The 25140-nt window shown below is 68.9% G+C and carries 17 protein-coding genes and 2 pseudogenes; 14 read left to right on the top strand and 5 right to left on the bottom strand.

Features of this window, described 5'->3' with window-relative positions; translation table 11 throughout:
- Window positions 1–903 carry a carbohydrate ABC transporter permease gene (locus OG746_RS37890; protein WP_266723022.1) on the bottom strand — a complete coding sequence of 301 codons (903 nt, stop codon included), beginning with the start codon at window positions 901–903 and terminating at the stop codon, window positions 1–3.
- Entirely contained in the window at window positions 900–2243 is a 1344-nt protein-coding gene (locus tag OG746_RS37885; protein WP_266723021.1) for an extracellular solute-binding protein, read from the bottom strand. The genes OG746_RS37890 and OG746_RS37885 overlap by 4 nt, the downstream gene beginning before the upstream one ends.
- 247 nt (window positions 2244–2490) lie before the next feature.
- Between OG746_RS37885 and OG746_RS37880 the strand changes: the two genes are divergently transcribed.
- The 3 genes from OG746_RS37880 (at window position 2491) to OG746_RS37870 (ending at window position 6382) form a co-directional block, all read left to right on the top strand.
- Window positions 2491–4941, top strand: a complete 2451-nt coding sequence (locus tag OG746_RS37880) for a glycoside hydrolase family 3 N-terminal domain-containing protein (protein WP_266723019.1) — start codon at window positions 2491–2493, stop codon at window positions 4939–4941.
- The gene (locus OG746_RS37875) at window positions 4925–5932 is read left to right on the top strand and encodes a LacI family DNA-binding transcriptional regulator (RefSeq protein WP_266723017.1); all 1008 of its coding nucleotides are present in this window, start codon (window positions 4925–4927) and stop codon (window positions 5930–5932) included. Before OG746_RS37880 ends, OG746_RS37875 begins: the two co-directional genes overlap by 17 nt.
- A gap of 93 nt (window positions 5933–6025) precedes the next feature.
- Window positions 6026–6382: a hypothetical protein gene (locus OG746_RS37870; RefSeq protein WP_266723015.1), complete on the top strand. Its 357-nt coding sequence runs from the start codon at window positions 6026–6028 to the stop codon at window positions 6380–6382.
- A 612-nt stretch (window positions 6383–6994) separates the two neighbouring features.
- Here the strand turns inward: OG746_RS37870 and OG746_RS37865 are convergent.
- Both OG746_RS37865 and OG746_RS37860 read right to left on the bottom strand, forming a co-directional pair.
- Entirely contained in the window at window positions 6995–7474 is a 480-nt protein-coding gene (locus OG746_RS37865) for an SRPBCC family protein (RefSeq protein ID WP_266723013.1), read from the bottom strand.
- Between the two features lie 475 nt (window positions 7475–7949).
- Window positions 7950–8606 carry an alpha/beta hydrolase gene (locus tag OG746_RS37860; protein ID WP_266723011.1) on the bottom strand — a complete coding sequence of 219 codons (657 nt, stop codon included), beginning with the start codon at window positions 8604–8606 and terminating at the stop codon, window positions 7950–7952.
- 342 nt (window positions 8607–8948) lie between these two features.
- On the opposite strand from OG746_RS37860, the gene OG746_RS37855 reads away from it, so the two are divergent.
- From OG746_RS37855 to OG746_RS45475, 6 genes and pseudogenes are all read left to right on the top strand, one after another.
- Window positions 8949–9077, top strand: a complete 129-nt coding sequence (locus OG746_RS37855; protein WP_266723009.1) for a hypothetical protein — start codon at window positions 8949–8951, stop codon at window positions 9075–9077.
- A gap of 4 nt (window positions 9078–9081) precedes the next feature.
- Window positions 9082–9357 carry a hypothetical protein gene (locus OG746_RS37850; protein ID WP_266723007.1) on the top strand — a complete coding sequence of 92 codons (276 nt, stop codon included), beginning with the start codon at window positions 9082–9084 and terminating at the stop codon, window positions 9355–9357.
- 88 nt (window positions 9358–9445) lie between these two features.
- Complete coding sequence (locus OG746_RS37845) at window positions 9446–11272, top strand: TerD family protein (protein WP_266723006.1); 1827 nt, start codon at window positions 9446–9448, stop codon at window positions 11270–11272.
- Window positions 11273–11352: 80 nt separating this feature from the next.
- Window positions 11353–12444, top strand: a pseudogene (locus OG746_RS37840) (integrase core domain-containing protein).
- A 747-nt stretch (window positions 12445–13191) separates the two neighbouring features.
- Window positions 13192–14461: pseudogene (locus tag OG746_RS45480) on the top strand (alkaline phosphatase family protein); the annotation flags it as partial.
- Window positions 14461–15675, top strand: coding sequence for a YncE family protein (locus OG746_RS45475; protein ID WP_524540551.1), 1215 nt, complete (start codon window positions 14461–14463; stop codon window positions 15673–15675). The pseudogene OG746_RS45480 and the gene OG746_RS45475, both read left to right, overlap by 1 nt.
- A 530-nt stretch (window positions 15676–16205) precedes the next feature.
- On the opposite strand, the gene OG746_RS37830 is transcribed toward OG746_RS45475, so the two are convergent.
- Window positions 16206–17423, bottom strand: coding sequence for an ROK family transcriptional regulator (locus OG746_RS37830; protein WP_266723003.1), 1218 nt, complete (start codon window positions 17421–17423; stop codon window positions 16206–16208).
- 186 nt (window positions 17424–17609) lie between these two features.
- Here OG746_RS37830 and OG746_RS37825 point away from each other — a divergent pair, with 186 nt between their 5' ends.
- From OG746_RS37825 to OG746_RS37805, 5 genes are read left to right on the top strand one after another with little or no spacing between them, the layout of a single operon-like run.
- Window positions 17610–18896, top strand: a complete 1287-nt coding sequence (locus OG746_RS37825; protein WP_266723001.1) for an ABC transporter substrate-binding protein — start codon at window positions 17610–17612, stop codon at window positions 18894–18896.
- Window positions 18897–18903: 7 nt separating this feature from the next.
- Window positions 18904–19827 (top strand): carbohydrate ABC transporter permease, encoded by a 924-nt coding sequence (locus tag OG746_RS37820; RefSeq protein ID WP_266722999.1) that lies wholly within the window; start codon window positions 18904–18906, stop codon window positions 19825–19827.
- A complete protein-coding gene (locus OG746_RS37815; protein ID WP_266722997.1) occupies window positions 19824–20729 on the top strand; it encodes a carbohydrate ABC transporter permease in 906 nt (301 codons plus the stop codon). Before OG746_RS37820 ends, OG746_RS37815 begins: the two co-directional genes overlap by 4 nt.
- Window positions 20726–22045 carry a sulfatase-like hydrolase/transferase gene (locus OG746_RS37810; RefSeq protein WP_266722995.1) on the top strand — a complete coding sequence of 440 codons (1320 nt, stop codon included), beginning with the start codon at window positions 20726–20728 and terminating at the stop codon, window positions 22043–22045. Before OG746_RS37815 ends, OG746_RS37810 begins: the two co-directional genes overlap by 4 nt.
- Before the next feature lie 46 nt (window positions 22046–22091).
- Window positions 22092–25106 carry an alpha-mannosidase gene (locus OG746_RS37805; protein WP_266722993.1) on the top strand — a complete coding sequence of 1005 codons (3015 nt, stop codon included), beginning with the start codon at window positions 22092–22094 and terminating at the stop codon, window positions 25104–25106.
- Window positions 25107–25140 lie beyond the last annotated feature (34 nt).

Raw genomic sequence — 25140 nt, 5'->3', positions numbered from 1 at the left:
TCAGGCCCCCTCAAGCTGGCTCTCACTGGCGTCCCGGCCGCCGAGCCGGCGCAGCAGCAGGGCGAGGACGAGGCCGAGCAGGACGAGGATGACTGCGATGGCGCTGGCCGGGCCCATCAGGTTGGCCTGGAATCCCCGCTTGTACATGTCGAGCGCGAGGACGCGAGTGGCATCCCCGGGCCCGCCCTCGGTCAGGACGTAGATCAGGTCGAAGAAGGTCAGCGAGCCGACCACCATCAGTGTCGACGAGGTGATGATGGTGTATTTCAGCTGGGGCAGCGTGATGCTGAAGAACTGCCGGATGCGCCCCGCGCCGTCCAACTGGGCTGCCTCGTAGAGGGACTTGGGGATCTGCTGCACCCCGCCCTGGTAGATCAGCGAGTGGAACGGCACGAACTGCCAGGAGACGATGAAGACGACGACGCCGAACGCGAGCCCCGGCTGTCCCAGCCAGTCCTTGCTGAGCCATTCGATCCCCAGGCCCGCGCCCAGTCCGAAGGTGGGGTTGAGCAGTGCCTTGTATGCGACGGCGATCGCGGCGGAGCTGAGCAGCAGCGGGACGAAGTACACCACGCCGAGGATCGCCCGGTAGCGCTGTCGTCCTGCCATGAAGGTGCCGAGCAGAATGCTCACCGGGGTCTGGAACGCCCAGGAGGCGATCATGACCCCGAAGGTCACCAACACCGCATGCGGAAGGCCCGGGTTGCTGAGCACCGACCGCCAACTGGTAAGGCCCGAGGGATGGATGGCGCCGATTCCGTCCCAGGTGGTGAAGGACAGCACGAAGACACCGACGAGCGGGACGACGGCGAACCCGACGAAGACCACGAGCGCCGGCGCGGTCAGCCACGGCAGGACGCTGCGCGGACCGCGACGGGCCGGGCGGGTGGTGAGCGAGGTCATTTCCCGATGACCTCGTTGAGGTTGGCGGCGAACTGCCGCGGCGAGATCGACAGTTGGAACAGCTTGACGATGTTGTCGAGCAGCGTCTCGGCCGCCGTCGGGCTGAGCGCCTGGTCCCAGGACTGGCTGAACGACTTGGCCTTGGTGGCGATGTCGTAGGTGAACTGCAGGAAGTCGGAGTCCTTGGAGGCGGCGAGCAACTTCTCCGTGCCCAGCTTGACCGGGACGCCGCCGCCGTCGATCCACGCCTTCACCTCGGCGTCCTGCAGCGTGCCCTTGGCGAAGAACTCCTCGGCGATCTTCTTCTCCTTGGCGCCGGCCTTCGAGGAGATGGACAGGTACTCGCCGGGGTTGCCGACGGTGTTGCTCGGATCGCCCTTGCCGCCCTTGACCGGCGGGAAGTTCATGTAGCCCAGGCCGCCGCCGGAGACGAAGTCACCGCCGTCGTTCTTCTGGATTCCGTATGACCAGGAGCCGTGCAGCATCATCGCGGCCTTGCCGGTGTACAGGAGGGCCTGGTCGGCGTTGGAGTCCGCCGTGATCGACGAGAAGCCCTTGATGAAGCCCTTGGCCTTGACCAGGTCCTGCACCATGCCGAGCGCCTCGATGGCCGCGGGGTTGGACCAGGCATTCTTCTCGCCGTCGAAGATGGCCTGGAACACCTCGGGGCCGCCGATACGGTCGAAGAGAAACTCCAGCCACATCATGTTCGTCCACCGGGACTGCCCGCCGAGGGAGAACGGCGCGATGCCCTCGGCGTTGAACTTGGGCACGAGCGCCATGATGTCGTCCCACGACTGCGGCGGCTTCACACCGACCTTGTCGAAGACCTTTTTGTTGTAGTAGAGGAAGATGGGCTGCACGCGCTCGACGGGCATCGCGTAGATCTTGCCCTTCACGGTCGCCGCGGGGAACGCCGTGGGGAAGATCTTCTCCTTGACCTCGGGGTGCTTGTCGAGCCACGGCGTCAGATCCTCGACCTGGCCCGCCTCCACGTAGCTGCGCAGCGTCCCGCCGCCCCAACTCTTGATGATGGTGGGCGCCTTCCCGGCACCGATCGCGGTCTTGATCTTCGTCTTGAACGCGTCGTTCTGGAACGAGGTGCCTGCGATCTGACTCTTGGGGTGGGCCTTGTTGAAGGCCTTCACCGCATCGGCCCTGACGCCCTCGTCGGGCTGTCCGCTCAGGTACCAGTACGTGGCTCCCGCCTTGCCGTTCGCACCGTCCTTGGTCGGCCCTGACGATCCGCAGGCCGTGAGCGCCGCAGAGAGCGGGACGGCGGCGGCGACGCCGAGGACGCTCCGTCTTGAGACGGGACGCCGTGAGATGGGGATTTCCATGTCTGTTCTCCGCACTCGAGAGCCACCGGCCACTCATGAGCCGCTGTGAAAACTTTTCGAAATCCAGCTGACTTTCAGCCCTGTGACTGCAAATTAGGTAGCAGCCACAGGGCTGTCAAGACATGCGCAACAACGTTGTGAGACAAGGGACTTCCGCATAACGTCGGACGAGCAGGGCCCTCATTGCACCGCAGCAGACTTCGAAAACATTTCGAGATGCCGCGGACAAAAACACAGGAGGATGCGGATGTCCACGGCTGATTCACATGCGACGACGGGGCAGGCCGCGCAGCGCTGGCAGGACCCGGCGCTGCCCGCCTCCGAGCGGGTCGACGCGCTGCTCGCCGAGATGACGGTGGCGGAGAAGGTCGCACAGCTCGGCAGCCGCTGGCTCGGCAACTTCATGGGGCATGACGCGGGCGACGATGGCGACGGCCCCAACAGCAACGACCGTGAGGGCGAACGGCCTCAAGTGGCACCCCTGGAGGACCTGTTCAAGGATGCGGGGCTCGTTTCCCTCGAGGAGGCGGCGCGCGACGGGCTCGGCCACCTCACGCGCGTATACGGAAGCCGTCCCGTGAGCGCGGAGGAGGGCGCGGCGCTCCTGGTCGCGCAGCAGCACACCGTCGTCAAGGGCTGCCGGCTCGGCATCCCGGCCCTGGCCCACGAGGAGTGCCTCACCGGGTTCAACACGTACGGCGCCACCGTCTACCCCGCGCCGCTCGCCTGGGCGGCGGCCTTCGACCCCGACCTGGTGCGCCGCATCGGCGGGGCGATCGGGCGGGACCTGCGGGCGCTCGGCGTGCACCAGGGACTCGCACCGGTCCTGGACGTGGTGCGGGACTACCGGTGGGGCCGGGTCGAGGAGACCATGGGCGAGGACCCCTACCTGGTGTCGATGCTCGGTGCCGCGTACGTCGCCGGGGTGGAGGGCGCGGGTGTCGTCGCCACCCTGAAGCACTTCGCCGGATACTCGGCGGCCCGCGGCGCCCGCAACCACGGCCCCGTACCGATGGGCCGCCGCGAACTGCTGGATGTCATCCTGCCGCCGTTCGAGACCGCGATCGCGGTGGGCGGCGCCCGCTCCGTCATGAACTCCTACTCCGACATCGACGGCGTACCGGCCGGCGCCGACCCGTGGCTGCTGACCCAACTGCTGCGCGAGGACTGGGGGTTCACCGGGACGGTCGTCTCCGACTACGGGTCACTCGCGTTCCTCGCCGGCCTGCACGGCGTCGCGGCCGACTTCGACGAGGCGGGAGCCATGGCGCTCGACGCGGGCATCGACGTGGAGCTGCCGGACACACTCACCTTCGGCCGGCACCTGGAGGAACGGGTTGCGCGGGGCGAGCTCGAGGAGTCCCTGCTCGACCGGGCAGTGCGCCGACTGCTCACCCAGAAGGTCGAGTTGGGCCTCCTCGACCCCGCATGGACGCCCGAGCTCTCGGTCGCCTCCGCCGCGACGAGGGACCTGAACTCCCCGGAAAACCGAGAGCTGGCAAGGGAGTTGGCCGAGCGATCGGTCGTCCTGCTCGACGCGGGCAGCGCGCTGCCGCTCGTCGACGCGGACGCGGGGCGCGCGGCGCCGGGCCGGGTCGCCGTGGTGGGGCCGTGCGCGGCCGACTCGCGTACGTTGATGGGCTGTTACGCCTTCCCGAACCACGTCCTGCCCCGCCATCCCGACCTGCCGCTCGGCATCTCGGCACCGACCGTCGTGGAGGCGCTGCGCGCCGAACTCCCGGACTCCGAGGTCGTCTTCGAGCCGGGCTGCGACGTGCGCGAGCGGGACCGGTCCGGTTTCGCCGCGGCGGCGGCCGCGGCCCGCGAGGCGGAGCTGTGCATCGCGGTGGTGGGCGACCGTGCGGGCCTGTTCGGCAACGGCACGTCGGGCGAAGGTTGCGACGTCGAGGACCTGCAACTGCCGGGCGTACAAGACGAGTTGCTGGCGGAGCTGTTCGCCACCGGGACGCCCGTGGTCGTGGTCGTGCTCTCCGGCCGCCCCTACGCCCTGGGCGAGGTGCACCCGCGGGCCGCCGGCCTCGTCCAGGCCTTCATGCCGGGGCAGGAGGGGGCGGCGGCGATCGCGGGTGTGCTGTCCGGACGCGTCCAGCCGGCGGGCCGGCTGCCGGTGCAGATCCCGCGCCGCCCGGGCGGCCAGCCCGGCACCTATCTGCAGCCGCCGCTGGGCGCGCACACGCAGGGCATCAGCAGCGTCGACCCGACGCCGCTGTTCCCCTTCGGGTACGGGGCGTCGTACACCACGTTCGAGATCGGTGACCTGCGCGTGAGTGCGAGCGACATCCCCACCGACGGCGAGTTCACGGTGTCGGCGCGGGTGCGCAACACCGGCACCAGGCCGGGACGCGAGGTCGTCCAGCTGTACCTGCGCGACCCCGTCGCACAAGTCAGCCGCCCCGTACGGCAGTTGACCGGCTTCGCAAAGGTGGACCTGCCCCCCGGGGCGAGCGCACGGGTGAGCTTCCGGGTGCACGCCGACCGGACCGCGTTCACGGGCCGCGATCTCACCCGGATCGTCGAGCCAGGCGCGATCGAGGTGCAGGTCGGCGCCTCGTCACAGGAGCTGCCCTGCCTGGCTGTCGTACGATTGACGGGCCCCACCCGGGAGGTCGGCCACGACCGGCGACTCACCACGCCGGTGGATGTGACCCTGGAAGAGGCCGATGCCACCGCACGCTAGACGCACCACCCTGGCAACCATCGCCCGCGAGGCGGGGGTCTCCGTCGCGACGGTGTCGAAAGTGGTCAACGACCGCAGCGATGTGGCGCCGGGGACCCGCGCCCGGGTGCTGGAGCTGCTGCATGAACACGACTACCTGGCGCCCGTGTTCCGGCACACCGAGACCGCCGAGAACCCGACGATCGAGGTGCAGTTCAACAACGACCTGAAGACGTATTCGGCGGAGGCGCTGGAAGGCATCGTCGACGCCGCCGCCGAACTGGGCGCCTCGGTCGTGATCAGCAAGTCGGCGCCCGCCCCGCACTGGGCGCGTGACCTGGTGTCGGCCGGACGGCGCGCCCTGATCGCGGTCACCAGCATGTACACGGCCGCGCATGTCAAGGAGCTGACCAGGGCCGGACTTCCGCTGGTCGTCCTCGATCCGCTGCACCTGCCGCACAGCCGTGTGCACAGCGTCGGGGCGACGAACTTCGCCGGCGGCCTGGCCGCGACCGAGCATCTGCTCCGCCTCGGCCACCGCCGCGTCGGCTATCTCGGCGGACCGACCTTGGCCGTGTGCAACCAGGCCCGTATGCACGGCTACCGCGCCGCCCTGGAGGCGGCGGGCGCCCCGACGCCCGCCGCGTACGTCCGGCACGGCGAGTTCACCCACCGCACCGGCCTGCTCGGCGCCGCCGCGCTCCTCGACCTGGACGAACCACCGACGGCGCTCTTCGCGGGCAACGACGAGATCGCCCTCGGCATCATCGAGGCCGCCCGCTCCCGCGGCCTGCGCGTCCCCGAGGACCTGAGCGTGGTCGGCTTCGACGACACACTCCTGGCCCGGATGGTGTCACCGCCCCTGACCACCGTGCGCCAACCACTGCGCGAGATGGGCGGCATCGCACTGCGCACCGCGCTGCGCCTGGCGAACGGCGAGCGGGTCGAGTCCCACCACATCGAACTCGCCACGGAACTCGTCGTCCGGTCGTCCACGGGGCCGCCGCGCTGACCGGTCCGGCCCCTGCGCCGCCCGTCCATGTCGCCCCCAGGAGGCCAACGGACAGCAGCGCTGCCCGGATTGGTCACAGCGGGCCATCCCTCGATGACTCTGCGGCTGCCGAAAATGTCGTCCACACAGCTCAGAAGCGTCTCCAACGGTGCGGCAGGATCAGCACTCGTGCTGCCTCGTCCCGCCTACCTGACCGTCACCAATATGTTCGCCGCACTGCGGTTGCTGCCGATGAGCAACCGCGAGAAGGACGCGGAAGTGCGGGTGGTGCGGCACGAGAACGCCGTGCTGCGGCGGCAGTTGAAGATCCAGGTTCGCCACGAGCCCTCCGACTGGCTGTGGTTTGCGGCGCTGTCCACCCTGATACCCCGTCACCGATGGAGCCGGGTCTTCCCGGTCATCCCAGGCACGCCGCCGGCCTGGCATCGCCAGCTGACCGCCGCGAAGTGAGACCACAGCACGTGGCACGCACGCACCGGTCGCCCGCCCACCGCGGCCCCCCTCAAGCACCTGGTACTGCAACTGGCACACGAGAACCCGCGGTGGGGCACCGGAGAACCCAAGGAGAACTCCCCCAGCTCGGGCACCCCATTGCCTCCTCCACCGTGTGAAAGATCCTCAACGCCGCAGGTCTCGACCCGGCCCCACGCCGCACCGGCCCGACCTGGCGCGATGTCCTGACCGCGCAGGCCGACGGCATCGTGGCCACGGACTTCTTCCATCTGGACACCGTGCCGGGGAAGCGCCTGTACGCCAGGGCGTTCCGCACTGCGAGCCAGTGATCGGCACCATCCGCCGCGAAGCCCTCGACCACGTCCTGGTCCTGAACGAGGCCCACGCCACACGGGCACTGGCCGAGTTCGCCCGGCACGGCCTACACCGCACCGTGCCCGGCACCAGCGACCTCCCGAGGCCACCGAGCCGACCACCCCCGTCCACAACCTCGAAGGCTGCAGACTTCCCCGAACCCGTATCCCCGGCGGCACCATCAACGAGTACCAATATGCGGGCTGAGCAGCAGCGATGACTTTTCGAGTACCACAGGACACGGTTGAGGCGCCGTCAGCGGGCGAACGACCCATTCTCAACAGTGCGAGCAAGGATTCCCAGCGTGGCCCGCAGACCAGCCTCCGGGATGACCGGAAAGACGCCCGCCTCACGGTACTTGTCGTCGATCTGGCTCCAGTCGTAGTAGGACGTGACGAGCGTGCCCTTCTCGTTGGGTTCGAGGCGATACCCGTAGAGGTGGCGGATGGGCGGCTGGATGGTGCCTGAGATCGTCCATTCCAAGAGCGCGTCACGTTCGTAGCGAGTGATGATCACCGTCACGTCGTACCGCCCCATGGGAAGGTCCCCGAGAGCCTCCCGGTCCATGTGGACGACGAACTCGTCCCCCACCGCACTCACCGGATCGCCCGCCGCGGACTGCAGCATGCCTGAGCTGTCAATACCCACGTGGCCCTGCGGGGATCGCAGCACCTCAAAGATCGCCGACGGGGGTACGGCAATCTGCCGGGTGACATCAAATCGCTCTGTCGTCATGCCTCACCCTTACATGCATGGCCCCGTCAGCCGCTGGCAGGGGGAAGCCGTCGCGTGCATCAATGAGTACAGATATGCAACCTGAACAGGGGCGATGAGTTTCCGAACCACACGAGACACCACGTCGTGACCTTCCGGTCGTGACACCGAGCCGACACCCTTAGCCTGTCCCGCTCGAAGAGCGGCACGAGAACGCCGTGCTGCGCCGCCAGATCGCCCGGTTCCGCTACGAGCCCGCCGACCGAATCTGGCTGTCCTTTCCCGGCTGGTCCCCCAGGAGCACTGGCCTCGAGTCTTCGCAGTCACCCCCACCACGCTGCTGCGCCCGCACCACCAACTCATCGCCAGCAAAAGGACCATCCCCCGACACCGCAGCCCCAGCAGGCCCTCCACCGCATCCACCGTCGAAACCATCCGGCGCCACCACGGCGTTGTGCCGGACGGTGTCCGTCTCCCACGAAGGGCTCCACCGCGACTACCCGTGGGAGGTGAAGTCCACGACCGCCGAGGCGGTGGTGCGGTGCCACCGCCTGCTGTTGCGCAGCATCGCGTGGTCGCCACCGGGCACAAGGGACATGTCCGCCCGCGCGCCTGACGCTCGCGCACGTCGGACGTACTCGGCCGAGGCCTGCGGATCGGTGACGCGGTCGTGGTCACCGTGGAGTACGAGGACGTCTTTGTCCCTCAGGTGTGCGACGGGTTCGTCCTCCGGGCACCAGGGGGCCAACGCCACAACGGCCCCGACCTGGGGAGCTCGTGCGGCGCGCAGAGCGGCGCGGCCGCCCATCGAGTGACCCACGAGCACCACCGGCACGTCGCCGACGAGCCGGGTCAGCTCGTCCAGTGCCCGATTCGCATCGTGCAGGGCATCGGCGTCGGATCCGTTCCAGCCACGCACCCGGTACTGCACCCGCGCCAAGAGGACGGGGGCATCCGCGAGGGCCGCCGCGGCCGCGCGCACGAAGGGCCGCATGCGCAGCGCCGCGAGGTGCCAGGACCGTGACGAAGACCGGCCATCGGCACGGCCGCCGTGCAGGAACAGCACCGCGGCCCGCGCCTTGGGCGGGGTTCGACACCGCACCAACGCACCGCTAGTACTCGCCACAGTGGCGGGCTGTCCGAAATCAGCCATGCGTCACCCTCCCTACTCCACGGCATGACCGTGGAATGCTCGCTACTGATCATTCGGCGCCCGCCCTGCAACGGCTTGGTCGAGCGGACCGGTCCAAGGACCGGCCGGCCCTTCAACACCGCGACCGGTCAGATCAGCCCCGTGACGGTGATGGTGACATGAGCCCGCGCTTTCTGGTCCGGGACGGCCATAGCCAGGTGTTCCTCTGTCATCCGGCGGTGTGCGTGCCAAGAACCCCATCCGCGCAGGCCACTCACCCCGTCATCGCGCCGTGACAGCCCGGCATGATGAACGACCGCGCTGCTTCGATCGACCTATCTGACCGCGACCAACGCCTTCGCCATGCTGCAGCTGCTCCCGGCGAACAACCGCGACAAGAACATCGAAATCCTCGCCCTGCGCCTGCGCCTGCGCCGGCCGAAAATGTCATCCATGCAGATCAGGAACGTCATCGACGGTGCGACAGGATGATTTCGTGTCGCTCCGTCCCGCCTACCTGACCCTCACCAACCTGTTCTCCGCACTGCGATTGCTACCAATAAACGATCGCGAGAAGGACACGGAGATCCTCGCCTTACGCCGCCAGACCACCGTCCCGGAACGACAACTCGGCACGGACCGAACCAAGTTCACACCCGCGGACCGGGCGTTCCTCGCCGCCCTGCTGACCCCCGCCTGCCACGCCAGGCCCTGCGTCGACTCTGGTTACTGGTCCGACCCGACACCGTACTGCGCCGGCACCACCACCTGATCTGGCAGCGCCACGAACACAATTGCAATATGAAGACAAAAGTGCATGAAGGTTGAAGGTGCCGTGTATGCCCGCTCATCCTTGCCTCATGAGTCTCGCCTCGCCCTCCTTCGACCTCACCCCCATGGACGGCTACGCCCACGACTGGGCCCTCGTCGACGTGGAGACCTCCGGGCTGATACCCCGGCGCGACCGGGTGCTGTCGGTCGCCGTGGTCACCATCGGCCGGGACGGCGAACAGACCGGGGAGTTCTCCACACTTCTCGATCCGGGGTGTGATCCGGGGCCGGTCGATGTGCACGGGCTGACCACCGAGCGGCTGCGCGGCGCGCCCACCTTCGACCAGGTGGCCGAGCGCATCGGCGCAATGCTGCAGAACCGTGTTCTGGTCGCCCACAACGCACAGTTCGACTACGACTTCCTGGCCTACGAGTTCGCCCGGGCCCGCACGTGGCTGCCGGTCTCGCAGCGGCTGTGCACCCTCGCCCTGAACCGGCAAGTGGACCCACCGACAGCCGACATGAAGCTGGGCACCCTGGCCGCCCACTACGGCGTACCGCAGCGGCACGCGCACGACGCGCTGGACGACACGCGAGTCCTGGCCGGAATCCTGCGAGCATCGCTGCAAGAGGCGGCCCGGCTCGCACTGCAGTTGCCCCTCGTGAACTGCCCGCCCCGTGCCGAGTCCCAGTTCACACCCACGCCGCCCAAGACACCCTGCGCCTACCGCAATCCCGGCCGGCTGGCTCCGGGCTCACCGCTGAGGCAGGGCATGAAAGTCGCGATCACCGGGGAAACCGTTTGTGCGCGGGCCGAGTTGATCGGCCGAGGCGTTGCCGCCGGACTCAACATGATGGGCTCGGTCAGCCACCACACCAGCGTCCTGGTCAGCAACGAACCCACGACCGAATCGGCGAAGGCACGACGGGCCGCCACCGAAGGGGTACCCGTCATCGACGAGGACACCTTCCTCCAGCTGCTCAGCGACGTAGAAGCCGGAGCGGGGCATCAGGCGCCCGGACCGGCACCGGTCATCCCTGCCCCCCGCCAGGCCGAGCCCGCCCCCATCGGGTCAGGTGCGAGGCCCCTGTCAGGACGCCGCGTCCTCGTCCTGGGCGCCGCACACACCGAGGCAGCCGGCGCGCGCAGCCTCGTCGTCGAACTCGGCGGCTCCGCCGCGGTCAATCTCTCGCGCAGCGTCACGGACGTCGTCGTCCTCCCCGGCGGGGACAACGACCGACGTATGCCCCGCATCACGGAACTGGGGCTTTCGGTGCACGACGAGCGCTGGCTCGTCGATCCGGCCATGACCGCCACCGTCCCCCTCCCCGGCGCCGATGCCGACGTGGCCGCATGCAGGACAGCGGAGACGCCTGTCGGCGCCACTACACCCCATGTCCTCCCCCGCGGTGGCGTCATCGACCTGCCCACCCCCACGTCGCCGTGGCATGTCACCGCGTCCTGGGCGCCTTGGGAACACGGTGAGGTCGATGTCGTAGCCTTCGTACTCGACGAGGACGAACAGGTCACCTTCGACGAGGACTTTGTGTTCTACGGCGCCCCGGAGAACCCCGGCGGCACCGTCCACCTGCTCACCAACGGCCCGGCCGAACAGACCATCACCGTCGACGTCGCTTCCCTGCCCCCGTCCTCACACCGGGTGGTGATCGCCGCGGCCATCGCCGGCGGCCCGTCCTTCGGCGACGTCGGCGCCGTCCAAGTCGCCACGGCACCCGGCGACAGCGCCGCCCCACTGACACGCGCGACACTGGACGCCGCCACCAGCGAGCGCACACTGGTCCTGGCCGAGCTCTACCGCCGCGGCCCACTCTGGCGTTTCCGCGCCGTCGGACAGGGCTACGACCACGGACTCGACGCCCTCGCGCGCGGCTACGGAGTCGACATCGCCGACTGACCTTGCGCCTGGCGAAATCCCTGTCCGCGCAGGCCACCCAGCCCGCTGACATCGCCGACCATCAGAGCATGACGATCGACGTGCTGCTCCGGCTCGCCTACCTGACCATGGCCAACGTCTTCGCCCTGCTACGACTGCTCCCCATGAGCGTCCGAGCCAAAACGCCGAGATCCTCACCCTGCGCCACCAGATCACCGTCCTGCAACGTCAACTCGGGGACAACCGGGTGAAGCTCAGACCAGCAGACCGGGCCTTCCTCGCCGCGCTTCTCCACCCCCTCCCGCGCCGGCTCCTGCGCAGCCTGCGGTTGCTCGTGCGACCCGACACCGTGCTGCGATGGCACCGCGACCCGATCAAACAACACCACGCGAATGCCTCCCTGCGGCATCGGCCGGGTCGGCCGCGCACCGTGCGCTCCATCCGCCTGCTCATCCTGCGCCTGGTCCGCGAGAACCCGTCCTGGGGCTACCGCCGTATCCACGGTGAGCTCGTCACCCTCGGCATCAAGATCGCCGCCTCCACCGTCTGGGAAATCCTGAAAGCCGAGGGCATCGACCCGACCCCAGACCGGACCACCACGACCTGGGCCGCCTTCCTCCGCTCCCAGGCCGGCACCCTCCTGGCGGCGGATTTCATTGAGACCGTCACCCTGACCGGCAAGCGCCAGTACATGCTCGCCGTCATCGAACACGCGACCCGCCGCATCCGCATACTCGGCACCACCGCCCACCCCACCGCTGACTGGGTCACCCAAGCCGCGAGGAACCTCGCCATGGACCTCGAACAAGCAAGCACCAAGGTCAAGTACCTGATCCGAGACCGCGCCGCGAAGCTCCCCGCCCTGTTCGACCAGATCCTCAACCAGGCCGGCATCGCGATCGTCCTCAGCGGCATCCGCACCCCGCATGAACTCGATCATGGAACGCCGGGTACAGACCTGCTGCCATGAGCTCCTCGACCGCACGCCCATCTGTAACGAGAACCACCTGCGCCACGCTCTACGCGAGTTCGAGGCCCACAACAAGCACCGCCCCCACCAGCCGATGAATCAGGCAACCCCGCTGCGGGCATTACCAGAACCGATTACCGACCCCGACCGAATCGCGCACCTGAACATACGCCGACACGACCGCCTCGCAGGCATACTCCACGAATACCGACATGCTGCCTGACCTCGACGGATGAGGTTTTCGGCAGGCGCAACGCTGCACAAGACGACGGACGTCACCGCGTCCGGCACACGAGGAAAGATCCGGCACTCCCTGCCAGCCGGCGATCGCCAACCCCTGCTCCAGAGCCTCCGCCTCGCGCTCGCCGCGCCGCCCTGCCCTGACCACCCACGCACGCACGATCGCCGCCCCTCCCCCGATGCCCGAACCCTGGCCCCGATCCTGGCAACTTCCTTCACCGTGAGGCAAGTTCAGTCGCACGCGCCTCAGGATTCTTCCTTCACGTCGACGTGACGCTCACGCCCGGGCCTTTCATCTATGCGGGCACCATCCCGGTGCCGGAGCAAACCCCCGGATCAGCTAGAACCCGTACACCCGAGTAAAGGGGGCCGGACCCCGGAGTGGATGACTCCGATCGACGCCGCAGCGGTCGCGGAACGCGAGGCCGCCGCAGAGGAGCGCCCCGTCAAGTCCCCTACCGGAACGGCACGTTACGGCCACTCCCGCGACCCGCATACAACACGAGGTGACAGGCCCTCAGCCTGTGCGCAAAAAGCCCGCAAAGTCCGATCACGCAACTGCCCCTCGCGGCACATCCGTGCAATGGTCATCGAAGTCATCTCTCGTTTCCCACGTCACCGCAGCCGCGGACCGGAGCAGGTCAGGCATCCGCATTCGGCCGAGTAATCGAAAGTCCTGCTGTCCGCTCGGGGAACGCGTCCCGACTGTCGTGCCAGAAAGGTCTCACCCATGCCCGAGATCACACGCCGTCGACTGCTCGGGTCCCTGGCAGGCACCGCCGCCGGCACGCTCATCGCCTCGTACCTGCCGCCCAATCTGCAAGCGGCGGCAGCCGCGACCGGCAAGCCCGGTTCCCTGAGCGACATCGAGCACGTGGTCATCCTGACGCTGGAGAACCGCTCGTTCGACCACTACTTCGGCTCGCTGGCCGGGGTCCGCGGATTCGACGACCCGCAGGCGCTGAGACTCCCGGACGGCAAGTCCGTTTTCTATCAACCGGATCCGAAGAATCCGGATGGTTACCTGCTGCCCTGGCACCTGGACACGCACCGTACGAGCGCCCAGGCCATCCCCTCCACCAGCCACGCCTGGTCCGTGCAGCACGAGGCCTGGAACAACGGCAAGATGGACAACTGGCTGCCCGCTCACCGGCGAGCCGATGGCGACGCGGTCGGGCCGTACACCATGGGCTACTACGAATGGCAGGACATACCCTTCGACTACGCACTGGCCCACGCGTTCACCTTGTGCGACGGCTACTTCTGCTCGCTCATGGGCCCCACCTGGCCCAACCGCCTCTACCTCATGTCCGGCACCATCGATCCGGACGGCACGGCGGGCGGCCCGATCATCAACAACACCGTGCCGCAGCCGTACCGCTGGAAGTCCTACCCCGAGCAGTTGGAGGAGGCGGGGGTGAGCTGGCGCGTCTACCAGGACGAGGACGACTACGGCTGCAACCCGCTGGAGTTCTTCCAGACGTTCCAGGACGCCAGACCCGGCTCGCCGCTGCACACGCGGGGCATGCGGATCGGCCCGGCGGATCAGTTCGAGTACGACGTCAAGCGCGGCCGGCTGCCCGCCGTCTCGTGGATCATCCCGACGTCGGAACAGTCCTCCCACCCGGCGTATCTCCCGGCCGCCGCGGCGGACTTCGTGGCGCGCAAGCTCGAGGCCGTCGCGTCCGACCCGAACCTGTTCTCCAAGACCGTCTTCATCATCAACTACGACGAGAACGACGGGCTGTTCGACCATGTGCCGCCGCCCACGCCGCCGGCCGGCACGCCGCACGAGTTCGTGGGTGGGCTGCCCATCGGCGGCGGCTTCCGGGTGCCCTGCACGATCGTTTCACCGTGGACGCGCGGCGGGCACGTGGCGAGCGAGGCGTTCGACCATACGTCCGTCCTGCAGTTCCTGGAACAGGTCACCGGCGTGCGCGCGGCCAACATCACGGACTGGCGGCGCGAGACCTTCGGCGACCTGACGTCCGCGCTCGGCATGAAGGTGAACAAGCGGTTCCCGCCCATGCCGCCTACGCTGCCGTCGTTCTGGCTGGCGGAGTACGAGGCCGGGAATCTGCCCGCGCCGTCCCTTCCCGGCACCGGCCAGACGCCGCCGCACCAGCAGCAGTCACCGTCCCCCATGCCGTCCCAGAAGAACCCGGGCAGGCGCCGGGGCGGCGCCCTGCGCGACTCGCCCAGCCGCCTGGACGAGGTGCGCACCAGCGCCCGCGACGACTATCCCGACCGCGGCAAGGGCACCAACTTCCCCGGCATCATGGAGGCGGTGTCCAGCCAAAGCCACCTGGACGCCGCGGCGGACACGACCACGCCCGCCGTGTATGTCGCGTCGCTCGGCGGCGGACTCGCGATCCTCGACCGGTCGTCCGGCACCCTGATCGCCGCGGTCAAGGGGTTCACCAACCCGTACGGCATCACGGCCGCCGCGGGCAAGGTGTACGTGGCGAACTCCGGCACGAACACGGTCGCGGTGGTCGACCGGTCCACCAACAAGATCACGAAGAAGATCACCGTGGGCGTGTACCCGCACGGTCTCGCCGCCTCGCCGGACGGCACCCGCGTATACGTGGCCGACACCGGCCCGGACACCGGCTCCGGCGGCTCGCGGGACATCTCGGTGATCGACGTCGCGACCGACACGGTGACCGCCACGTACCAGGCCGGTGAGGCCCCGTACACGGTCGCGGTGTCACCCGACGGCTCCCGTCTGTACGTTCCCTGCAGCAACGGCCTGTACGTGCTGGACGCGGCGGACGGCCATCGGCTGACCGTCCTGCGCGAGCTGTCCCGCGCCCGCGGCGCCACGCTGAGCCCCAACGGCAGGTCCTGCTACGTCACCCTGCCGATGGACAACCGGGTAGCCGTGGTGGACACCGCCACCGGCAGGGTCACCAAACGCATCACCACCGGCCTCGCCCCGTGGAACGTGGCCTTCACCGGCGACGGCTCGCACGCGTACGTCACCAACGCCAACGACGACACCCTGTCGATCATCGACACGTCCCGCCCGACCGTGACCGGCGCCCTCACGGTCGGCCACATACCCACCGGCATCATCGGCGACGGCACCGACCTATGGGTCGCCAACAACACGTCCAGCACGATCATCCGCGTGGACACGACGACCAACACGGTCTCGGCAACCACACCCCTGGGCTTGAGCAACGAGCCCACTTCCCTGGTGATCGCCTAGCGATCGCCCGACCCCGAGCGGGGTCCGCCGCGGTACGCGCCGCACCCCGCTCGTCACGTCGATGCACAGCCGGATGGGGTGTGGGTGGCGGACATGACACCAGGCGCGCGGAGGATCGTCAGGGCGTCCGGCAGATGAGCCGGCCTGCGCCTGGCCAGCGAAAACCCGTCCTGGGGCTACCGCCGCATCCACGGCGAGCTCACCACCCTCGGCATCAAGCACAAACCCCATCCCGCACACCCACCTCGACATCCGCCGCCGCGACCGCCTCGGAGGCATCCTCCACGAGTACCACCACTCAGCGGCCCGACCTGGCTGGACGGGGTTTCGGCACGCACAGGGACAAACTTGAGAAATCCGTCGCGGGGAGTTCTCGGCAGGCGCAGAGTTCCGCTTGACCAGCAGCGATGAGTTCTCGAGCGGCACACGATTTGCATGTGCCGGACACGTCCCTCGGCGTCGCGCCGGAATGCGTCGGCGGGGAGCCGGCAGGGCTCCCCCGGTCCACTCGCCCCCGACGGCACCGCCGATCACCCAGGAAGAAACAACCGCTCCGACCGTGCGGAGGCCATCGACGACATCACCAGAGACGCCGCCCCGATCGCCCCGCCGTCCTCGCCCAGCGTCGTGCCGCACACCTGGACACCGTGGACGTTGCCGACCGTCAGCAAGGACGCGGCGATGGGAGGGACCACCCTGAGGTAAATGGCGGACAGGGCAGACCAGTTGGGTCCGCCGAGCACGACCGTGGCGAGATCCAGGACGTTCGCGAGCTGGCCCGCCGCGCGGCCGATGGCTCGCGCCGACCGCTCGACGATGGCTGTGCAATTCGCGTCACCGGCGTCGGCGAGCGCGCAGAGTCGAGTGAGTGCGGTCTCTACGCCGAGATGGTCCTGGAGATCGACAGGGGCGAGTGCGCCGAGATCGACGGCGGCCGCGACCAAATGGGCCGGCGCGCAGGTGAGCGCGATGCAGCCGCGGCCGCCGCAGGGACATCGCGGGCCGTCGGGGTCGCCGCTGAGGTGGCCGATCTCGCCGAGGTTGTTGGAGGAGCCGCGTTTCACCTCGCCGTCCAGAACGACGCCCGCGCCGATTCCGGTGCCCAGGTAGACGAAGGCGAAATCAGTGAACGCGCCGCCGCCCGCCCAGAGTTCACCCGTGGCCGCGGCGATGGTGTCCTTCTCCAACACGACGGGGAGGCCGGTGCGTCGCTCCAGTTCCTCCCGCAGGCGCACCACGCCCCAGCCCCGCAGATTGGGCGGCCCGACGACAGCATCGGCCAGGACCGGACCGGGGGTTGAGACACCGAGGCCCGAAAGGCGCTGGCGTGGGACCCGGTTGCGGCGCGCGAGGTCGTCGACGGCGGCGACGATCGCGTCCAGCGCATCCTCGGGGCCGTCCGTGGTCGGGGTGGCGATGGAGGCCCGGTCCACCACCTCTCCGGCAAGGTTCAGCAGGACCGCCGTCATCCGGGCCGGGTCGATGTGCAGGCCGACGGAGTACCGGCCGCCGGGCACCACCCTGAACATCGTCCTGCGCGCCCCGGTCTCGACCTCCGTGCGCCCCGCGGGCTCGATGAGTCCGGCGCCGACGAGCCGCGCACAGATGTTGGAGACGGTCTGCCCCGACAGGCCGGTGCGCCGCGTGAGTTCGACGCGACTGATGCACGCGCCGCGCCGCACCAGGTCCAGCACGAGCAGCTGGTTGTAGTCGCCGACGCGCGGAAGGTTGGAGCCACGTCGTTCCATCCTGATCTGCACCTCCACGGGGGCCGAACATCCTTGATCCGCAACGGTGCGCGGGGTGCGCCAGATCCTAGATGAGAAACCAGCAGGTCGGGGCGGGAAGCACCAACTGGGGCTCGTGCAAATCAAATTGATTGTGTTAGCTTCCAGCATCCGCCGCGCAGTGATGATCTTCAAGGGAGAGGCATCATGAAACTGCCGAAACCGACACTGGCCGCCCTGGCGCTCTGCCTCGTCGCCCCGCTCACTGCCTGCTCCGGCTCCGGATCGGACTCGAGTTCCGGCCCGGTGAAACTGGTGCTGCGGCAGTTCGACCCGGAGAGCGAGACCAAGGGACTGGCTGCCGCGATCCACACCTGGAACGAGCGCCACCCGCACATCCAGGTCGAGTTGGAGACGCTCAGCCCGAACAACGTGCAGCAGTTCGCACGCGAGGCCAACTCGGGCTCGGGCCCCGACATCGACCAGATCGGCTACAGCGACGTCCAGTTCCTGGCCAGGCCGAGGATCCTGCTGCCGCTGGACTCCTACCTCGACAAGGATCCGCCGGCCGGCGCGAGCGGCCTCCTCGCCACGGACGCGACCCGATTCGAGGGCAAGACCTGGGCCATGCCCTGGACCGCGGACACCATGGCCCTGGTCCACAACCCAAAGGCGCTCGCCGACGCCCGCATCACCCACCCGCCCACGACGTGGGAGGAGTTGGCCGCCGACGCCAAACGGATCAGCGCACACGGCTCCGGCGCGACCAAGGGGTTCTGCTTCCCCGGCTCGGGGTCCGTCACGAGCGCCCAGTGGTTCGCCATCAACTACTTCCTCTGGTCGCACGGCAGCACGCTCGTGAAGAAGGACGCGGACGGCAACTGGAAAACCGGCGTCTCGCGTCGCCAACTGACGCGCACGATCGACTACTTCGCCGGCCTGTTCCGCTCCGGCGCCACCCCCGCCGGCAACAAGGCGGTGCAGGACTACAGCGACCCCACCATCGTCAACGGCCTCGCCCGCGGCAGCTGCGCGATGAGCTATCTGCCGCCGTCCACCTTCGCACCCCTGCGGCAGCAGGCCAAGAAGTCGGGCACGGAACTGAGGGCCGCCGTGATGCCCGAGGGGCTGAAGACCGGCGCCACGCACCTCGGCGGCCGCGCGCTCGGGATCAACCGCAACACCGCGCACCCCGGCGCGGCGTGGAAGGTGGTCAAGTACCTGATGAGCGCCACGACGTTCAAGACCTACGACCAGCTCCCGGCGTCGAAGACGACGCTCGAGACCGTGGACGTACCGGCGTCGCAGAAGGCCTACACCGACCAGCTGCCGCACGCCCGCTCGTTCGGACGCTATCTGGGGTCGGGCGCGACGATCACCTCGTTCCAGGAGGTGGTGGACCAGAACTTCTCGGCCGTCTACTCCGGCCAGCGATCCAGCGAGGACGCGGCGGGCACAATCCTCGACGGCCTCGACCAGGCACTGGAGGACTGAGCGCCCGATGGCTTCCCGTACGACCGACGCTCCCCGTTCGGCCAACCGCCTCCCCTACGCGCTGACGCTCCCGGCGCTCATTGTCATCGGCGTCCTCTTCCTCTTCCCCGGCATCTACAACGTGGTGCTGGCCTTCCAGAAACTGACCCCCTACGACCTGCCGAGCGATGCCAAGTGGGTGGGCTTCCACAACTTCGTGAAGCTCTTCCAGGATCCGGAGACCGGTTCCGCCACGTTCAACACGGTCGTCTGGTTGACCGTCGTCACCGTGGTGGCTCGGCTCGCGATCGGCCTGGGACTCGCCCTGCTGTTGCAGAGCCCGGTCCTGGAGCGCTGGCGAATGCGGGGCCTGAGCCGCACCCTCGTCCTGGTCCCCTGGATGGTGCCGCCCGTGGTGGCGGTGGCCTGCTGGAAGTGGATCTTCGACGCGGACACCGGGGTCCTCAACCAGTTCCTGGTCGCCCTGCACATCCTGCCGCACGGCGAGGCGTTCCTCGCGCAGACGAGCACGGCGTGGTGGGCCGTGGCCACCATCATCGTCTGGCGCGAACTGCCCTTTGTCATCGTCGTGTTGATGGCGGGCCTGCAGTCCATACCCAAAGAGCGGTACGAGGCCGCCGCCCTCGACTCGGCGGGCCGCTTCCAGTCCTTCCGGTACATCACCCTGCCCGGCCTGCGCCCCGTCATGGTGGTCGTCGTCCTGATGACCGTGATCCAGACGTTCAACAACTTCGTCTACGTGTGGCTCTCCACCGCCGGAGGCCCCGGTACGTACACCCAGGTCCTCGCCACCCGCCTGTATTCGGCGGCGTTCGTCTCCAATCACCTCGGGGAGGGCGCTGCGATCGGCATTGTCATGACCTTGGTGATGGCCCTGTTCGCCATGGTGTACCTGCGGATGACCGGAGAACGAGAGGGGCGGTCCGCATGACCACCGACGTCACGACACGGCCGACCACGACGGCCGGCGCCTCCGGCCGAGCGGCCGTCCGCCCCCGCGCCTCGGGCCGCCGGGCCCGCGACCTGCTGGTGGTCGTTCCGACCCTCGCGATCCTGCTGGTGATCGTCTTTCCGGTGCTGTGGATGGTGTTCACCTCCCTGCGGCCCTCGACGGCGCTCGCCGCGAAGGTGCCGGTCGGCGAGTACCTGCACGGCCTGGGCTTCGGCGCCTACCAGCGGTTGTTCGCCGACTCCGACTTCGGCCGCTACCTCGCGAACAGCCTCCTGGTCTCCGTCGCGAGCACCGCCTGCACCGTGGTGCTCGCCTGCCTCGCCGCGTACGGGCTGTCCCGCTACCGCTTCCGGCTGCGCGGCTCGATCCTGATGGTGGTCCTCGCGACGCAGCTCCTGCCCTTCGTCGTGCTGATCACGCCGATGTACATCGCGCTCGGCGAGCTCGGCCTACTGGACTCGTACGTGGGTCTGACCCTCGTCTACGTCGCGATGACACTGCCGCTCGCGATCTATCTGACGCTGAGCTACTTCAACACCATCCCGCTCGCCCTGGACGAGGCGGCACGCATCGACGGCTGCTCGACAGTCGGCGTCATCTTCCGGGTCATCGTGCCGGTCGCGCTGCCCGGCATTTCCACCGTGGTCATCACCACGTTCATCGCGACTTGGGAGGAGTACTTCTTCTCCAGCGTGCTGATGACAAGCAACGACCACAAGACCGTCCAGGTGGGGCTCTCCTCGTTCTTCGGGGAGTACGCCAGCGACTGGGGAATGATCATGGCCGCCGCGACGGTGGCCACGGTCCCGACCATCGTGCTCTTTTCCTTCGCACAGAAACGACTCGTCGCCGGAATGGCTGCTGGGAGCGTCAAGGAATGACAACACCGACCGACCGCCCGAACGTCGTCGTCATCTACGCCGACGACCTTGGCTGGGGAGACCTCGGCTGCTTCGGCGCCGACGACTTCGACACACCCGCCCTCGACGGTCTCGCCGCCTCCGGCGTGCGCCTGCCGCAGTGGTACGTGAACTCCCCTGTCTGCTCTCCGTCCCGGGCCTCCCTGCTCACCGGGCGCCACCCCGCGCACGCCGGAGTCGAGGCGATCCTCGGCGGCACCCGGCGCACCGTCGGCCTGCCCGAGCAGCCCACCCTCGCGAGCGAGTTGCGAGGGCGCGGCTACGCGACCGGGATATTCGGCAAGTGGCACCTCGGCGTCGACCCCGAGTACGGGCCCCTCAAGCGGGGATTCGACGAACACTTCGGATTCCTCGCCGGCTGCGTCGACTACTACTCCCACATCTATTACTGGGGCGATCACAACCCCCTGCACGACCTGTGGGAGGGCGAGGACGAGGTCTGGTACAACGGCGAGTACCTCACCACGGTGATCGGTCACCGCGCCGCCGACTTCATCGAGCGCAACGCGGAGAACCCCTTCTTCTGCTACGTCCCGTTCAACGCACCGCACTATCCGATGCACGCCCCCGCGGAGTACGTGGCCCAGTTCGCGCACCTGCCGGCCGGGCGGCAGATGATGGCCGCCATGGTGAAGGCCATGGACGACGCGATCGCCGGAATCCTCGCCACCTTGGACCGCCTGGGGCTGCGCGAGAACACACTCGTTCTCTTCTCCTCCGACAACGGCCCCTCCATCGAGGAGCGCAACTGGCTCGACGGCGAGGAGATCTCCTACGACGGCGGTTCGGCCGGCGGTCTGCGCGGCCACAAGGGCTCGCTGTTCGAGGGCGGCGTCCGCGTACCCACGATCATCTCCTGGCCCGCCGGCCTCCCGTCGGGCGGCGACGGCGCCGTCGTCGGCTGCATGTCCGACGTGCTGCCCACCGTCCTCGAAGCCGTCGACGGCACACAGCCGATCGACGAGAACCTCGACGGCCGCTCGGTGCTCGCCGAACTGGCGGCGGGCGAGGCCGGACCGGACCGCTGGCACTTCTGGAAGTACGAGGGTCAGCTCTCCGGTCGCCTGGGGCGTTGGAAGGCCGTCCTGAACGGCTGCGAAAGCATGGAGGAGGCCGTCGCCGTGGCCGAAGGCCTCTATGACCTCGACGCCGACCCCGCTGAGGAGCACAACCTGGCTCCCACCCACCCCGAACGCTTCGAGGACATGCGCGCGGAGGTCGAGCGGTGGGGCAAGCGCTGCGCCGACTGGAGCCGCGCGGCCGCCGCCACGGTGTAGCCCCCCTCCCGCACACGTCCAACAGCCTTCTTCTTATGGAGAGTTGATGCACGACAGCACCGCGCAGATCGAGTCGCGCGTCGAGCGCTTCGTCCGTGAGCGCATCGCCCCGGCCCTGGAACGCCGACACCTCGCTCTCGACGTGACGGCGTGGGACGTGCCCGACGAGCCCGTCCCCTTCGCCGAGGCCGTCAAGCAGGAGTACGCGCCGATCACACCCGGTACACCGTGGAGCAGGCCGTGGGGCACCACCTGGTTCCACGTCACCGGCGACATCCCCGCCGACTGGGGCGGGCCCGGCCTCGTTCTGGAGCTCGTCGTCGACCTCGGCTTCTCGGACCGCCAGCCGGGCTTCCAGGCCGAGGGCCTCGTCTACCGCCCGGACGGCACCATCGCCAAGGGCCTCGAACCGCTCAACAACGCGATCCCTCTCGGCCCGGGACCCGTTGACCTGTACATCGAGGGCGCCTCCAACCCCGATGTCGGCGGCCACCACTTCTACCTGCCGACTCCGCTGGGCGACAAGAAGACCGCCGGCACCGACCCGATCTACACGCTGCGCCGGGTCGACCTCGTCGAACGGGACCTCACCGTCGATGCCCTGCTGCGCGACGTGTGGACGCTGGTCGGCCTGATGAGCGAGCTGGAGGCGTCGCTGCCGCGCCGCGCGGAGATCCTGCGCGCTCTGGAGCGGATGTGCGACGTCGTGGATCCCGACCGCGTCGCCGAGACCGCGACCGCCGGACGCGAGACGCTCGCCGCGGTGCTCGCCGCACCCGCGAGCGCGAGCGCCCACCGGGTCGTCGCCGTCGGCCACGCGCACATCGACTCGGCCTGGCTGTGGCCGACCCGCGAGACCATCCGCAAGTGCGCCCGCACCTTCTCCAACGTGCTCGCCCTCATGGACGAGAATCCGGACTTCGTGTTCGCCTGCTCCAGCGCCCAGCAGTACGCGTGGGTCAAGGAGCACTACCCGGAGCTGTTCGAACGGATCCACGCGCGGGTCGCCGAGGGCCGCTTCGTCCCTGTGGGCGGCATGTGGGTCGAGTCCGACACCAACCTGCCCGGCGGCGAGGCGCTCGCCCGCCAGTTCGTCCAGGGCAAGGGCTTCTTCCAGCGCGAGTTCGGCTTCGAGCCCCAGGACGTGTGGCTGCCCGACTCCTTCGGCTACAGCGCGGCGCTGCCGCAGATCGCCCGAGCGGCGGGCGCCGACGCGTTCCTCACGCAGAAGATCTCCTGGAACGACACCAACAGGATGCCCCACCACACGTTCTGGTGGGAGGGCATCGACGGCACCCGCATCTTCACGCACTTCCCGCCCGCCGACACCTACAACTCCGAGCTCTCCGGCGCCGAACTGGCGCGCGCCGAGCGGCAGTACGCCGAGAAGGGGCTGTCCAACGTCTCGCTCGTCCCGTTCGGCTTCGGCGACGGAGGCGGCGGCCCCACCCGCGAGATGATGGAGGCCGCCGCCCGCACCCGGTCCCTGGAGGGCTCGCCGCGCGTCGAGGTCGACACCCCCCGCCACTTCTTCGAACTCGCCAAGAAGACCCATCCCGCGCCCGCCACCTGGTCCGGCGAGATGTACCTCGAACTGCACCGCGGCACGTACACCTCGCAGGCGAGGACGAAGCAGGGAAACCGCCGCAGCGAGCACCTGCTGCGCGAGGCCGAACTGTGGAGCGCCACCGCCGCGTGGCGCGGCCTCGCCGACTACCCCTACGAGTCGCTCGACGAGATCTGGCGGACCGTCCTGCTCCTGCAGTTCCACGACATCCTGCCCGGCTCCTCGATCGCCTGGGTGTACCAGGAGGCGGAACGCGACTACGCGGCCCTGGCACGGACGCTGGACGGTGTCATCGAACAGGCGCAGCGGACGCTCGCCGGCCCGGGCGAGACCCCCGTCGTCTTCAACGGTGCGCCGGTCGCCGCCGCCGGAGCCCCCGCGCTCGGCGCCGCTCCCGGCGGCGCCCCGGCCTGGACCGCACCCACGGTCGGGGAAGACGGCTGGGTCCTCGACAACGGCATCGTCCGAGCCGCCTTCGACACGGCAGGCCTGCTCGTCTCCCTCGTCGACCTCTCCTGCGGACGTGAACTGATCGCCGAGGGGGAGGCCGCCGCGCTGCTCCAGGTCTGCCGCGACACCCCCAACCAGTGGGACGCCTGGGACGTCGACGTCCACTACCGCCACAACATCACCGATCTGCGCGAGGCCGACGCCGTCGAGCCGACCGCCGAAGGCCTCGTCGTACGGCGCTCCTTCCAGAACTCGACGTTCACCCAGATCTTCCAACTGGCGGCGAACGCACGCGAGTTGGAACTGGAAACCCGTGTCGACTGGAAGGAGCAGGAAAAGCTCCTCAAGCTGGCCTTCCCGTTCGCCGTGCACGCCGACCGCGCCTCGTCCGAGGTGCAGTTCGGGCACGTGCAGCGCCCCACGCACTCCAACACCTCCTGGGACGCGGCCCGCTTCGAGACATCTGCCCACCGCTGGGTGCACGTCGGCGAACCCGACTTCGGCGTGGCCGTCGCCAACGACTCGACGTACGGGCACGACATCACCCGCCGCTGGGCCGCCGATGGCTCGACCGTCACCCTCGTACGGCAGTCGCTGCTGCGCGCACCCCGCTTCCCTGACCCGCAGGCCGACCAGGGCACCCATGTGCTGCGCACCGCAGTGCGGCCGGCCCCCACCGTCCTCGAAGCCCTCGACACCGGCTACCGGATGAACCTCCCGGTACGCACGGTGACCGGCGCGGGCGCGGTGGCGCCTCTGGTATCGGTGACCTCGCCCGCGGTCGTCGTCGAGGCCGTCAAGCTGGCCGAGGACCGATCCGGCGACCTCGTCGTGCGTCTCTACGAAGCACGAGGCGGACGGGCGACCACCCGTGTCGACGTGTCGGAGGCCGTCGCACGCGCCTGGACGACCGACCTCCTGGAGCGCGACTCCGCGAGCCTCGACAACGGTGCGGTACAGGTACGTTGGTGGGAGCAGGACGAGCCGATCGAGCTCACGCTCCATCCCTTCGAGATCGTGACGCTGCGACTGCGCAAGGCGTAACCGTCCCGGCGTCAGGGGCCCATGCCCCTGACGC

Source organism: Streptomyces sp. NBC_01016, assembly GCF_026341035.1.
Taxonomy (GTDB): Bacteria; Actinomycetota; Actinomycetes; order Streptomycetales; family Streptomycetaceae; genus Streptomyces.
This window is presented reverse-complemented; position numbering and strand designations above follow the sequence as displayed.

Bases quoted from the DNA above. Each gene is read 5' to 3' on its own strand.
- OG746_RS37890 (WP_266723022.1), bottom strand. From the start codon at position 903: ATGACCTCGCTCACCACCCGCCCGGCCCGTCGCGGTCCGCGCAGCGTC.
- OG746_RS37885 (WP_266723021.1), bottom strand. From the start codon at position 2,243: ATGGAAATCCCCATCTCACGGCGTCCCGTCTCAAGACGGAGCGTCCTC.
- OG746_RS37880 (WP_266723019.1), top strand. From the start codon at position 2,491: ATGTCCACGGCTGATTCACATGCGACGACGGGGCAGGCCGCGCAGCGC.
- OG746_RS37875 (WP_266723017.1), top strand. From the start codon at position 4,925: ATGCCACCGCACGCTAGACGCACCACCCTGGCAACCATCGCCCGCGAG.
- OG746_RS37870 (WP_266723015.1), top strand. From the start codon at position 6,026: ATGACTCTGCGGCTGCCGAAAATGTCGTCCACACAGCTCAGAAGCGTC.
- OG746_RS37865 (WP_266723013.1), bottom strand. From the start codon at position 7,474: ATGACGACAGAGCGATTTGATGTCACCCGGCAGATTGCCGTACCCCCG.
- OG746_RS37860 (WP_266723011.1), bottom strand. From the start codon at position 8,606: ATGGCTGATTTCGGACAGCCCGCCACTGTGGCGAGTACTAGCGGTGCG.
- OG746_RS37855 (WP_266723009.1), top strand. From the start codon at position 8,949: ATGCTGCAGCTGCTCCCGGCGAACAACCGCGACAAGAACATCGAAATC.
- OG746_RS37845 (WP_266723006.1), top strand. From the start codon at position 9,446: ATGAGTCTCGCCTCGCCCTCCTTCGACCTCACCCCCATGGACGGCTAC.
- OG746_RS45475 (WP_524540551.1), top strand. From the start codon at position 14,461: ATGAAGGTGAACAAGCGGTTCCCGCCCATGCCGCCTACGCTGCCGTCG.
- OG746_RS37830 (WP_266723003.1), bottom strand. From the start codon at position 17,423: ATGGAACGACGTGGCTCCAACCTTCCGCGCGTCGGCGACTACAACCAG.
- OG746_RS37825 (WP_266723001.1), top strand. From the start codon at position 17,610: ATGAAACTGCCGAAACCGACACTGGCCGCCCTGGCGCTCTGCCTCGTC.
- OG746_RS37820 (WP_266722999.1), top strand. From the start codon at position 18,904: ATGGCTTCCCGTACGACCGACGCTCCCCGTTCGGCCAACCGCCTCCCC.
- OG746_RS37815 (WP_266722997.1), top strand. From the start codon at position 19,824: ATGACCACCGACGTCACGACACGGCCGACCACGACGGCCGGCGCCTCC.
- OG746_RS37810 (WP_266722995.1), top strand. From the start codon at position 20,726: ATGACAACACCGACCGACCGCCCGAACGTCGTCGTCATCTACGCCGAC.
- OG746_RS37805 (WP_266722993.1), top strand. From the start codon at position 22,092: ATGCACGACAGCACCGCGCAGATCGAGTCGCGCGTCGAGCGCTTCGTC.